The sequence below is a fragment of the Pseudomonas sp. GW822-FHT02E03 genome (genome assembly GCF_058802325.1).
In genome coordinates, this window is the sequence record NZ_JBXAOA010000001.1 from 129,144 (window position 1) to 141,040 (window position 11,897).

The window sequence follows — 11,897 nt, forward strand, 5'->3', positions numbered from 1 at the left end:
ATCCACAGATTCGACAGGGCAAACAACGTCACCAACTGCGCGGTGATAGCTCTGTAATAGATTTGCAAGAGCCATTCTTTTGCTATCATTCGGTAATAACTGGACACCAGAGTAGAGGCTTCGAAGTATGGCTTTCCCATTAATTCCGATCATCTCCGCCCTGGCAGCAGGCGGCTCCCTAGTGCCCCATGCCGCTGGTGGCCTGATCGTCTCCAGCGCGGGTGGATACGTTGTTGGTACCTATCTGAGCTCCGCCGCTATCTCGTCGTTGCTGCTCGGATCAGGAGCTCTTTTGGGCGTTGGCGCATTGTCTGCTTATGGCGTAGCGACAGCGATCATCGGTAGCGCCGGCTATTTCGGTACCACTGTAGGCGCTACTGGCATCACTGGCTGGTTGATGTCTGCAGGCATCATTTCTGCGACCCCGATTATGTACCCGGTTGGAGTCGGCTTGGCTGGCTTGGCTGGTGTTGCTCTAACCGGAGTTATCCTTCGTCTTCGCCACAAGTTGAAGCTGGCCAGCAAGGGGCAAGAAGTGATCTTCAATGCCATTGAGGCGAAGATCATCGAAGTGCTGCTGGTTTTTTTTTGCTAAGAAAAGTGGCCTCAAACCTGAAGTTTAAGTACCGGAAGCAAAGCCCTTTAGCGCTGTCTGAAGGGCTCTACCAAGCAGTCCCTCCGCCCCACCCAATCGTTTGCCTGTGGCCAGATGCTGTTGGACTCGCTGCACAATCCACGTGTGACCGCCGATGCCCCTTCGAATCCATAACAATGGCCCATGAGTGGGTACCAATGAATTGTGCGCTTGCGTTAGGCCTCGCCCAAATGGATTAAAGCAGAACTGAAGCGGCCTAGCTTTAGTGACCGCTTTAGGTCGTCTTCTGCCGGTCGTGACCACAAAACGTGGTGATCAAATCCGATAAAAATGGTTGGTCAGGTCGAATGCAAATGGGTGGTCAAGTCCATGCAATTATTCAGTCTCAGGAGATCCGAATGATTTATGAGTCAAGCGACTGGAAGCAACCTCTCATTCGTGCGGCACGATGGTTGGAGAAGGCGCGGATTTTGGAAGGGGCTGAGTCACATATCTTGGCTCGCGTAGAGCGGGAGGTATTCATCGGTTTCTATGCCGTACGTAAGCTCCTTGAAACCCTGAACGTGTCGGATTCCACCAGAACTCTTGCCTGGAAATTGACTTGTTATCGGCCCAAGGCGGGCACGACAGTGGATCACTTGAATCGCGGCGACATTTTTAAGAACTATGAGTTGGGGGCCAAGTTAAGTGAAACCCGGGATATTGGTTTCGTCTGTAATCAAGTGATCCATTCCTTTGTTTTTGAGCTGGCACTTGGTGAGTCAGATGGCCTCGATGGAGTCTTTCTGACATCCGATCAGAATCGAGCTAAGCGGCTGTACTACATTCCGATGAGCCTAATTATCGATGTCTTTCTGACGGTAGGCTTGGACTACCCAAGCGAGCTGCACTTGGTGCGTGATTCGGAGAAAGGGCAATGGAAAGGGTCCGCCTCCTAAGGGCCTGACAGGAGATTACCGGGCCAGCTTGACGCTCCAACGAGGGTGGGTAACCGCTGTGGCGAGGAAAGGGGCTGCTGAAGTCCGGGAGCGGCTCGCGTGATGTTCCAGGACTCTTCGATCACCGGCTCAGCAGGTAGCCTTAGCGCTGTATTTAGGATCTCTTTCGCTGTTTAAGGCAGGCCTTGTTGCTTCGAACCTCGATTGGAGATTCATCTCATCAAACGGCAAATCCCCCCTACTGTAGGAGGCTACCCCGCTCGACTAGGACGTCTCGGTTGTTGAAGATGGTCTCAAGCGTTGGGGGCTCCGCTACTACATGGGTTTTCCGAGTGATCTCTTCCAGCGCCAGTTCAAGTCGATAGTCTTGGAAGTAATCGTAGAGCTGTTCAAGACTCTCAGAGATCGCCTCGCCACCATTTTTTGCGAACAGGATGTGAATTATTGCAGCGAGGGGGAAGAGAAAGGTCAATATCCTCCTCTCCGTCATCTTCCTCCCCCTCCAAGCTATCGAAGTATGCTTCTAGGTGGCTCTGTAATTCGTTAAGCCAGAAATCGGGGAGGTTCTTGGGTAGGGTAGTTTCCGGCCCAGCTAATAGGACTTCATCTCAAAATCGAGCCAGCAGCTTTGGGTGTTCCATGTGAGGCCTTAGGATCAGTGATGAGAGCTGCTGATCAGCATAGCCCATCCCAAATTGTTAACCTGTCCTAACGCAGACTCCGGGTGCTGAGCTATAGAGCAGCTCCTCTGCAGCATTGAGCTCTGACTCTCCACCCCGCTCATAGGAATAGAGTCGTCTCTCTAACCTCTAACTGCTACCATGGTGTCATAACGTATCCTTGCTTTGTCTAGCAGGATGCGAAGTCATTGATTCCCTCCTATCCTGAGCACCGCGTCGTCGCAATAGCCACGGATTGGGCATTTTTTTTTTGCAGAGATCGGGTAACAGAAATGGCCAGCGCCGAACAGCTCAAAGCGCTCGTGAAATCTCACATCGAACGGGATGATAGTCAGTTCTATTCCGTAGCGATGCAGGTTGCTGCACGTGAGGCGAAGTCGGGGCATGGCAAGCTCGCAACCGACCTGCGCGACATGATCGATGCTGCGAAAAGTAGCGTTAGCCTCGAAGGTCGTCGGAATAGCCCGACTCCCCTTGCCAAGCCACGCGGTGAGATGGCGGGCTTGCTGAGTGTTACCTACCCGAAAGACCGCTTAGTCGAAATGGTTCTCGACGATACGGCTTCTGCTCAGTTGCAACGAGTATTGAAAGAACAACGTATGTTCTCTCGCCTTCGCGAGCATGGGCTCTCGCCTCGCAGGAAGGTGCTCCTAGTCGGACCACCAGGTACAGGTAAATCCATGACTGCTTCAGCTCTCGCTGGTGAACTGGGTGTGCCGCTTTTCCTCGTGCGTTTGGACTCGCTTATTACCAAGTTTATGGGTGAAACCGCGGCGAAACTTAGGCAGGTTTTTGATGCCATTGCTGAAGTCCGCGGTGTCTATTTTTTTGATGAGTTCGACGCAATTGGTTCCCAGCGCGGAATGCCAAACGATGTTGGCGAAATCCGCAGGGTGCTAAACAGCTTTTTGATGATGATCGAAGAAGATCAATCAAACAGTCTAATCATTGCTGCGACTAATCACCCCGAAATCCTTGACTATGCATTATTTCGTCGTTTCGATGACGTCATCGAATATCACTTACCGACTGCTGAACAAGCATCGAGTCTTATTCATTCGCGGCTGGGCCATTTTGCGCCCAAGCCTTTCTCATCCAAGTCGATTGGTGAAAAGGCTGCTGGATTGAGTTATGCCGAGATCCGGCGGGCGGTGGATGACGCTATTAAAGATGCCGTTATGCACGATGAAGAACGCGTCAAAGGACAGACGCTGGGCAAGGCATTGATGGATCGCCAACTGCTCAGCCAGAAATTGGCAAAACAACGTAGCAGCGAGCCATGCCGGAAAAACGAAACCAAAAGCGTGCACACTTAATACTGCCAAAAAATTCTGAGCCTAAAGATTTTACGGCGCATGCCTCAAAGGGCGGTACCAAGCCTCAGATCCCAAATTTGCCCACGCAACAGCACGGTGCATCTCTCCAGCAGCAACTTCAAGCTTTAAAGCCAGCTGCGGAATCAGCAAAGAACTTTCAACAGTTGATAGATGTTGAAAGCGGCTTAGGCTTGCAAATCCAATTTGTCGGTCAACCTGACGTGGAGATGGCGTTTCAGAGCCTTGGCGATGAGCGTAAGAAAATTGAGCTCCTCAGCGTTCGCCAGGAGGGGGAACAGACTATTGCTAACGTCTTTGTTCCCGATGGCAAGCTCGATCACTTTGAGAAGATCGTTACGGAGTATCTGCAGGAGAAGAAGGATAAGAACGGCAATCCACGGGATCACCGCAATCTCGTCAATACGATCGAGTCGATACGCAATGCCGAGCTTGAGGCGTTGTGGACAGATGATCCCGATTTACTGCCGGAGGACAAATCAGAAGAGTTCTGGTGGGAAGTATGGCTCCCTGTGCGCGGAGCGAGACAGGCTGTTATCAACGACTTCACTAAAATCGTCGAACTAAGCGGTTGCGAAGTCAGCGAGGCGCGGGCCGATTTTCCAGAGCGAACTGTGGTGCTGATGAGAGGTTCACAGCGTCAATTTTCGCAATCAGTAATGGGGCTCAACTGCGTCGCGGAGCTTCGCCGCGCAAAAGAAACCGCCGACAGCTTCGATGATTTGGCCGGTGAGGAGCAGATCGAGTGGCTTGATGAAATGGTTACGAGAACAGACTTCCCACCGGTAAACCGCCGAGTGCCGAGGGTTTGCTTGCTGGATTCCGGAGTTAATCGCGCTCATCCACTGATCAGCCCTTTGATAGACGATGAGGACACTCACACAGTCGATCCTCAATGGGGAAAGCATGATGATGAGAATCATGGCACCGGTATGGCAGCTCTTGCAGCCTATGGCGATCTCACAGACTGCTTGTCTTCAACAGAGCGAGTTAGCATCAATCACCGTCTTGAGTCTGTGAAGCTCTTGCCGAGTCATGGGGCGAATGAGGGGAACGCATTACTTCATGCTTCACTTTTTGCGGAGGGCGTGGCACGACCAGAAATCAGTCATGCCGATCGCTCCAGGATTTTTAACTCAGCTGTTAGTGCTGAAGATTACCGAGACCGCGGTCGTCCTTCCTCCTGGTCCTCCAAGCTGGACAGCCTAGCCGCCGATGCTGATAACGAAGGTGAGTTCCCGAGGTTGTTTATTCAATCTGCAGGGAACATTCGAGATAACAACGCCTGGATGCTGTATCCCGCTAGCTTGAGCACCAACCTGATCCATGATCCGGGCCAAGCTTGGAACGCGCTGACCGTGGGGGCCTGTACCCGCAAAATAGACACTCGACCAACCGCTTACGAGCCGATAGCTCCAGAAGGTGGACTAAGTCCCTTCACGACAACGTCTGCTACGTGGGACAGCGCCTGGCCATTGAAGCCGGACGTAGTTTTTGAGGGAGGCAATGCTGCAAAGGATCGGTATGGAGCAGCGGGAATGGCCAGTCTCAATTTGCTAACCGCTAGGAACGAATTTGAGCCAAGACGATTCTGCACCTTCAACGCAACGAGTGCAGCGTCAGCCCTGTGTTCCCGCATGGCGGCACAGATCCTGGTTCAGTACCCGTCCCTTCGGCCAGAGACTGTCCGTGCGCTGATTGTTCACTCGGCTGAATGGTCAGAAGCTATGCGCCAAGCATATCTCCCTGCTCGTCCTGTGAAGTCGGATTACGTGAATCTCATTAGACATGCCGGTTGGGGTGAGCCGAGTCTTGAGCGTGCGCTTTGGAGCGCCGGAAACTCTCTCACCCTGGTGGTGGAAGACCAGATTTACCCTTATAAGAAAGGCAAGGGCAAGATTGATACGCGGGAAATGAATCTCCACAACGTCCCTTGGCCGAAAGATGAGCTTGAGGCCCTGCAGGATACAGAAGTGGAGATGAAGGTCACCCTATCCTATTTTGTCGAGCCGAATCCTTCTGCACGTGGTTCCGCATCCAAGTATCACTACCCATCACACCGTCTACGGTTCGATGTTAAGAGGCCCTTGGAAGGGGCAGACGATTTTGTTGGTCGTGTAAACGCGGCAGCTGAGCAGGTCAATGAGGGATCCGCCCCGAAAGATCCCGATTGGCTCCTGGGGGGCCAGTTCAGGCACAAAGGCTCAATCCATCAAGACATTTGGAAAGGCACTGCGGCAGATCTGGCAAGCCGCGGCTTGCTGGCGGTATTTCCAGGAATGGGATGGTGGAGAACCCGGCCTAACCTCAACCGGTACAACCTCCCAGCTCGATACAGCCTCATTATTTCGATCAAAACGCCGGAAACGGAAGTCGATCTCTATACGGCAATTGAACAGAGGCTCGCAATCGAGGTGTAAGGCTACGGAAACGGGTTACCGCTCCTGAAGAACCTCGATTTAGGTTGACTGACTTCCTCAGGGCGTGAAGCTGATATTGGCGGCAGCCGTTTGAGGGTAATTTTTGGGTGCTGACTACGCAGAACTCTCGGTACGTCCTGGCGAGGTACCGCAAAACGGTCAGAAACTGCGGCTCGAATTTGTCTATGAAACTGGGGCGATTTATTTCTTCGGAGCAGTAGAGGCGGCTGCCTAGGCTACCAGCAATCGCTGAAGCCTTCTCAATACTCTCACTGTGGCAGGGGACGGCAGTTACCTTACTTGCTGTCATGGATGGTAACGCAATCTAAGGGTGTCGATTCGTAGGTTCAGGAGAGTTGTTAATAAGCAGTAGCTCGAATAAAGTCTATAAGCATCAGTTTGTTAGGTTGACTTGATGCTTGTGTGATGGCTGCTTTTTTGGTCCGAAAGGTCCGCTCATTAATGTAGATTTCAGGGGGAGCAGGTTTTGAAAATAAGCGATAAAGATAGGCAGACCATAATCTCAGCACTTCACGTCCAAAGGAATGCCGTCATTGCCGAGCGCAAGCGAGACGCTGAAGATTATTCGGTAAAATGGAACGATTTCAGGGAGTCGAGAACTATAGGTTTAGATGCCGAGCGCGATAAGCTGGGTGTGCTGATCGAACAGCTTTCAGCTGAAAGTGGAGCATTGGAGTGGCCGTGACATCTCTATCGGATTTATGCCGATGTGATGGTTTTCCAGGCAGCTTCAAAGCAGATTGAAATCCACAGGCTGCAAGAAATCCGCTGCTTGCACCTCGGGGATTCGTAGAAGGATTGCATCACCGGCCTTGGTTGAAGGTGAGTTAGTGTGAACACCGACATCGCCCCTCAATCCTGTTGATTGAGGGGCCTATCACCAGGTTATCTGACCCGCACTGCTTTTTTGTGTCCCATGACAGGCCTGAGAGCTCAGGGATTAACGTTGCTCTGGTTTCACAGACATCCCAAATCAGGCCTTCGTGGAGGTCAGTTACTGACCGATCGCTGCCTTCTACCTACGGCAACTGTTGGCCGTTTTCTGCCTGTCTCGGTGCCCCTGACCGACTCCGCATGAACACCGTGTGAACCAGGACAACATCCAGCCACAGCCAGTAAACTGCAGGTCGCAGCTGGATCAGGGAGGAGCGTCACATGTACATAGGTGAACTGGCCAGGTTGTCGGGGTGCACTGCCAAAGCCATTCGTTTGTACGAGCAGATGGGCCTGCTGAGCCCGCAGCGCCGTGGCAGTTATCGGTTGTACACGGCCCATCACCTGACGCTGATGCAGATGATCCGCACGGCCCAGGCGGTGGGGTTCAAGCTGGGGGAGATGAGCGAGCTGCTGGCGGCCAAGCAACACCGGGCACCGTTTCCCCTGGCGCTGGCCAATCAGGGCATCGATGTCAAGCGCCTGGAACTGCAAGCGCAGATCCTGGCCTTGCAGGATCGGGAGCGGCAACTGACTCTGTTGCAACAACAGATCAACCAGCAATTCGCCCCCACGCCAGTGCTTGGCGCCGGGCCCGGTATCAGCGCGCCAACAGGTGCGCAAACGCCTGCTTGAGAGCGTCCTGCGGCGAGCGCGGCTGGTAGCCCAGTTCTTTGATGGCCTCGTCGATGCAGTAGACCTGGCGCACTCCATAAAACATCCGCACCTGGCTGAGCAGCAGCTCTGCTGGCTGGCCGGTGTAGCGTGCCCGCTGTTCCTGCAGCCAGGCGATCAGCAACAGCAAGGCTTTGGGTGCGCGGCGCGGCAGGCGATAGCCGGGGCATAAAGTGTTGAGCGCCTCGATCACCTCAGCCAGTGATGAGGCCCGCTGATTGACCAGTAGGTAGCGCTGGCCGGGACGGCCTTGTTCAGCGGCGCGGATCAGGCCATCGGCCACGTCGCGCACATCGACAAAGTTGAAATGAAAGTTCGGGTCCAGCACCAGCTTGCGCGCCAGCACGGCGGCAAGAAATCCCATCGTGTCGGTCAGCCGCGTGGCATGAGGGCCCATGATTGCCGAGGGCAACACCGCGACCATCGGCAGGTCACAGGCCTGGGCGGTTTCCCAGACCGCGCGTTCAGAGAGGATTTTCGAGCGGTAGTACGGGTTGTCCTGGTCGTTGTTCCAGCTGTTTTCATCCAGGCGCTGGCCGTTGTGTCCCACCGCTGCCACGGAGCTCACATAGACCACGCGTCGGACCCCGGCCTCTGCCGCGGCCCGCAGTACATTGCGCGTGCCTTGTACGTTGACGTCGACGATCTCGGCCTGCGGGTTCCTCGCCCAGTGCTTGAACACTGCCGCTACTTGATACAGCACGTCCCCCCCCCTGCAGGGCTTGGTGCAGGGAGTCAGGGTCCTGCAGTTCGGCGCGTACGACCTGGCAGTCGAGCCCGTTCAGGGCTGCGCTTCGCTGCGGGTCACGGACCCCGGCGCGCACCTGTTGCTCCCGGGCGAGCAGTGCCCGGATCAGGGTGTTGCCCAGATGCCCATTGGCACCGGTGACCAGCGATAACGTATTCATGGATTGCCTTATCCGCTGACGGCGGAACCTGAAATGGACAAGGCAGGGTAGGGGTTGCCCCAAGGGACAGAGTCAAGCGCTGGCGTCAGGACCAGGCACTTTAAAGATCATCGTTTTTGTGAAATCACACCACTCATGTATTGATTCAAATCGCGCAGATCCTTAACGCTCCATGAGTGCGGCGATAGCTTTACATCATTCTCACGCAAGGTTCTTGGAATCAAGTCGCCATTTGGGCGAAGTATTATCGAAGAGACAATCACGCCCGGATAATCATTCAATCGCTTTTTGAAAGCGGACGTTGTCAGATCAGGCGTAGGCGGATTGCTTTTATTGGCCAGTGGTCCTGTTGCCTTGAGATCTGTTCCGTGGCACATGCTGCATCGCTGTAGATAGAGATTTTTTCCATTGGCACTATCCGCGAAGGCCAGTGAAGTTTGAGTCAGCGATAAAATTCCTAGCGAAGCGATGAATAGTATTTTCATTGTTTTTATCTTCCTTGATGGGCTCAGCGTCGATCGGACGCGATCTGGTGCGCGGGAAAGATATCAGCCGTCGCGTCGGTACCCAAGCGGTCTGATCGACCCTTGGCTGGGTCGATCAGGGGAGTGTCCTAAAAACTCCATTCCTCAGCCTGAACGACTCGGCAGAATGGCCCCGCCAAGGTTGCATTGTGGTGGGCAATGATGGCCTCTGCTTTAAGCGTTGGAGTATCAGAGCAGGTATGTCCATCGGCGATGAGTACGGCATCGAAGCCCAAATCGCGGGCAGCACGGCAAGTACTGTCTACGCAGTATTGAGTTTTCATTCCTGTCACGACGATGCCTTCACAGCCGCGTTCGCGTAGCTGACCGGCCAACCCGGTCGCCACAAAGGTATTGGGACGATTTTTCTCAAAAATCACTTCGTCACCCATTAGCTGCAACTCTGGGACAAGCTCGGTGAGCGGACTGCCCGGCTCAATAGGGGATCCGGTCGGACCCAGGTGGCGGGCGAGAAAGATGGGGGCGCCGGCCTCCCGTGCGTTTCTGATCAGCCTGTTCAATGTATCGAGAAGCGCTTCACGGCCCCAGGGCCTGTCCGGGCCGTGAACGAGCCCTACCTGCATGTCGAGAATCAGTAGTGCATACATGTGCGTTTCCTTACGTTTGTGCCAATAAATCCGGGGCAAAAAAAAGACCCGGTCCATTACTGGCGAGTCTTCGGGGTTATGCGTTGTTTTAACTCACACAACCTCCCACGACCCGCCCGTGGCGGTCGTGAAGGTTGTGGTCGATTCGATGCGTGGCGTAGTCATGACGCATGACCTTAACGTTGACGCGCTGGCCTTGCAAGTGAGCATACGGGGGATGAAAGTCGTTTCATGCCTGTTCTCAGGCCCGATTGTGTGTCCCGGGCCGAGCGGCCAATTGCGAGCGGGGCGTCAAGATGGCCAAGGCAACCGTCACGATGAAGAGCGCCGGCACGTCATCTGCCAAGTGCCCCATTTGCCCCGGCTGGGTGACCGTCTGGACGGCCATGATTGCTCCGTGTACGGCGCTAGACCACATGGTGAACCAGATCAGGCTCAGATTGGCTAATGGATCACGTGCGGCCAGGATCAAGAACACGCCAAGTGTGGCATAGATGCCAACGATCATCATCGGGTAGTCCGAGTGACCGACGTGCCAGACCCAGCCGGACGGCCAGAACAACATAAGTGGGTAGAGAGCAAGGCACGCGAGGCCAGCCAAAACTAGAACGACACGCATATACCTGAGGCGATCGACTAAGGTCATGGCGGACTCCTCTTTGGGCCTGACTCTAATTTGACCCCAAGTGGGGTAATAACGCCTTCACGGGCTTGGTGGATAACAATCTGCTCAATCAGTTCCGGTAGTAGACCAAGCATAGCTACTCATTTGCTATCGCTCCGTCCACCGGCTGCTTCTGGCCGATTTCTGTCTGACATCAAGGTGCCGCATCCGACCCAAAGCGGCCGGTCAGCACGGGCGTAAACCGACCAGAGTCTGAAACTCGACCGAACCAAGTAATGATCCATTTTAGCTTTGCTTAATAGCGGACCAGCCAGGCTGATCGCATTCCCCCCCCCATAGCATTCGGTATGTAGATTGATAAACAGAGGAGGAGAATTCGTAGAGCGCTGGTGAAACACTAACTACTCGGTGCCGGGTATGGCACTGAAGAGCGACTGCGAGAAGGCTAGGTGATGTTCACACGCTCGAATATTGCCCCGACCCCATCACGGCTTTGAACAATCATTCGCTCGGCTGACCGAATAGCCCCACCCACAAGACCTCTAGCCTTTTCCATATTAGTGGGAAGAATCAATGCTGCACTAGATACAGGAGGTGCCTCCTCGCTGTCCAGGTGTAGAAAGGCCTCTCGAAGAATGCCGGCTCGGCAAAATGGCTGCATTATCCAAGTTTCGCCACCACCTAGGTTGACGACTCTATTCGGGCCTTTAAAGACTGCTCCCTGTCCATCAATAACTTCAGCCTGAGCCAGCGCCCAGACTAGCTGCCTTTGAGCTCCTGCGCCATTGCCATTGCCATTGCCATTGCCATTTATCAATTGGCTTGCTAACGCGTTCAAACCAAGCAAATAGAATGCGTTGGTGAAGTTTATTTTTTGGACTGATTTTATCGCCAAGCTGTCAGGGTTAACAGAGGCGCCCGGCACGGTGACAAGGGAGCTCGGACTACGAAATCGACCATATGCGGCGACTAGGCCAACTGCACGAGGGCGAACTAACGAAGCAGCAATGATTCGACCCTCCGTTGGCATTCCACCAAGCTTCAGCTTCTCGTTTCTATTTGAGTAAAGCTGACGCTTCCATTCATTCCTCGCCAGCGTCCCAACATCCGGAAATGGCCGTGCTGACCCCTTCGCATCTACAAGGCACACCTCTGTTGTTGAGGCAAAAACGAAATCTGGCGTCGCATTAGCTGAAGTTCCTGCAGCAGAGACGCAGTCCTCCCAATGCCCGCTCCAGGCGTAACCCAAACGCTGCATCTCCAGATAGGCCAGCGAAGCCCCGATGGTGCCCTTAATACTGGTTCCTATGAAATCCTTTGTATTATCGAAGTTATGGTGAAGAAATACCTTATTTGATGGCAGCTTAACGCCTCTAGACATAAGCGGTGCCAGATAACATAGAGCAACACTCCCAAGCCCAAGCCCTGCCAATTGTCCTCGCAACCCGATCCTTTTACCCAACATGGAAGCTCGTGTCGACGCATAGATAAAAAGCAACGGGTCTACAGTCAGAGAAACCCCATGCGGAACAACCGGCTTATGCCAGACAGCATTTGTTTTCACGTGCTTCAAATTATGAAGCTCGTAAAACGGAATATCCTTACTCCCAGAAAACCACATCGAGCCATCTCCAAC

The 11,897-nt window shown here is 53.8% G+C and carries 10 protein-coding genes and 1 pseudogene; 6 read left to right on the forward strand and 5 right to left on the reverse strand.

Annotated features, from left to right (window positions below; genetic code table 11):
* Positions 1 to 127 precede the first annotated feature (127 nt).
* The 6 genes from AC1RQB_RS00605 to AC1RQB_RS00630 all read left to right on the forward strand — a co-directional run bounded on the left by AC1RQB_RS00605 (position 128) and on the right by AC1RQB_RS00630 (position 7,557).
* Entirely contained in the window at positions 128 to 595 is a 468-nt protein-coding gene (locus AC1RQB_RS00605) for a hypothetical protein (protein WP_063343172.1), read from the forward strand.
* Between the two features lie 398 nt (positions 596 to 993).
* Positions 994 to 1,533, forward strand: coding sequence for a hypothetical protein (locus AC1RQB_RS00610; protein ID WP_063343171.1), 540 nt, complete (start codon positions 994 to 996; stop codon positions 1,531 to 1,533).
* A gap of 952 nt (positions 1,534 to 2,485) precedes the next feature.
* Positions 2,486 to 3,529 (forward strand): AAA family ATPase, encoded by a 1,044-nt coding sequence (locus AC1RQB_RS00615; protein ID WP_063343938.1) that lies wholly within the window; start codon positions 2,486 to 2,488, stop codon positions 3,527 to 3,529.
* Complete coding sequence (locus tag AC1RQB_RS00620) at positions 3,493 to 5,967, forward strand: S8 family peptidase (RefSeq protein ID WP_063343170.1); 2,475 nt, start codon at positions 3,493 to 3,495, stop codon at positions 5,965 to 5,967. Before AC1RQB_RS00615 ends, AC1RQB_RS00620 begins: the two co-directional genes overlap by 37 nt.
* A 487-nt stretch (positions 5,968 to 6,454) precedes the next feature.
* Complete coding sequence (locus tag AC1RQB_RS00625; RefSeq protein WP_063343169.1) at positions 6,455 to 6,673, forward strand: hypothetical protein; 219 nt, start codon at positions 6,455 to 6,457, stop codon at positions 6,671 to 6,673.
* A 470-nt stretch (positions 6,674 to 7,143) separates the two neighbouring features.
* On the forward strand, positions 7,144 to 7,557 hold the full coding sequence (locus AC1RQB_RS00630; RefSeq protein ID WP_063343168.1) for a MerR family transcriptional regulator: 414 nt from the start codon (positions 7,144 to 7,146) through the stop codon (positions 7,555 to 7,557).
* On the opposite strand, the pseudogene AC1RQB_RS00635 reads toward AC1RQB_RS00630, so the two are convergent.
* The 5 genes and pseudogenes from AC1RQB_RS00635 to AC1RQB_RS00655 all read right to left on the reverse strand — a co-directional run bounded on the left by AC1RQB_RS00635 (position 7,523) and on the right by AC1RQB_RS00655 (position 11,882).
* Positions 7,523 to 8,504: pseudogene (locus AC1RQB_RS00635) on the reverse strand (NAD-dependent epimerase/dehydratase family protein). The gene AC1RQB_RS00630 and the pseudogene AC1RQB_RS00635 overlap by 35 nt on opposite strands.
* A gap of 107 nt (positions 8,505 to 8,611) precedes the next feature.
* A complete protein-coding gene (locus AC1RQB_RS00640) occupies positions 8,612 to 8,989 on the reverse strand; it encodes a c-type cytochrome (protein ID WP_081235306.1) in 378 nt (125 codons plus the stop codon).
* A 128-nt stretch (positions 8,990 to 9,117) separates the two neighbouring features.
* Complete coding sequence (locus AC1RQB_RS00645) at positions 9,118 to 9,636, reverse strand: cysteine hydrolase family protein (protein WP_063343167.1); 519 nt, start codon at positions 9,634 to 9,636, stop codon at positions 9,118 to 9,120.
* A gap of 241 nt (positions 9,637 to 9,877) precedes the next feature.
* Entirely contained in the window at positions 9,878 to 10,282 is a 405-nt protein-coding gene (locus AC1RQB_RS00650; RefSeq protein ID WP_063343166.1) for a DUF6632 domain-containing protein, read from the reverse strand.
* A gap of 424 nt (positions 10,283 to 10,706) precedes the next feature.
* The gene (locus AC1RQB_RS00655) at positions 10,707 to 11,882 is read right to left on the reverse strand and encodes a hypothetical protein (RefSeq protein WP_063343165.1); all 1,176 of its coding nucleotides are present in this window, start codon (positions 11,880 to 11,882) and stop codon (positions 10,707 to 10,709) included.
* Between the last annotated feature and the right edge of the window lie 15 nt (positions 11,883 to 11,897).

What these genes read in the sequence shown, in the direction of transcription:
- AC1RQB_RS00605 (WP_063343172.1), top strand. Translation starts at nt 128, where the DNA reads ATGGCTTTCCCATTAATTCCGATCATCTCCGCCCTGGCAGCAGGCGGC.
- AC1RQB_RS00610 (WP_063343171.1), top strand. Translation starts at nt 994, where the DNA reads ATGATTTATGAGTCAAGCGACTGGAAGCAACCTCTCATTCGTGCGGCA.
- AC1RQB_RS00615 (WP_063343938.1), top strand. Translation starts at nt 2,486, where the DNA reads ATGGCCAGCGCCGAACAGCTCAAAGCGCTCGTGAAATCTCACATCGAA.
- AC1RQB_RS00620 (WP_063343170.1), top strand. Translation starts at nt 3,493, where the DNA reads ATGCCGGAAAAACGAAACCAAAAGCGTGCACACTTAATACTGCCAAAA.
- AC1RQB_RS00630 (WP_063343168.1), top strand. Translation starts at nt 7,144, where the DNA reads ATGTACATAGGTGAACTGGCCAGGTTGTCGGGGTGCACTGCCAAAGCC.
- AC1RQB_RS00640 (WP_081235306.1), bottom strand. Translation starts at nt 8,989, where the DNA reads ATGAAAATACTATTCATCGCTTCGCTAGGAATTTTATCGCTGACTCAA.
- AC1RQB_RS00645 (WP_063343167.1), bottom strand. Translation starts at nt 9,636, where the DNA reads ATGTATGCACTACTGATTCTCGACATGCAGGTAGGGCTCGTTCACGGC.
- AC1RQB_RS00650 (WP_063343166.1), bottom strand. Translation starts at nt 10,282, where the DNA reads ATGACCTTAGTCGATCGCCTCAGGTATATGCGTGTCGTTCTAGTTTTG.
- AC1RQB_RS00655 (WP_063343165.1), bottom strand. Translation starts at nt 11,882, where the DNA reads ATGTGGTTTTCTGGGAGTAAGGATATTCCGTTTTACGAGCTTCATAAT.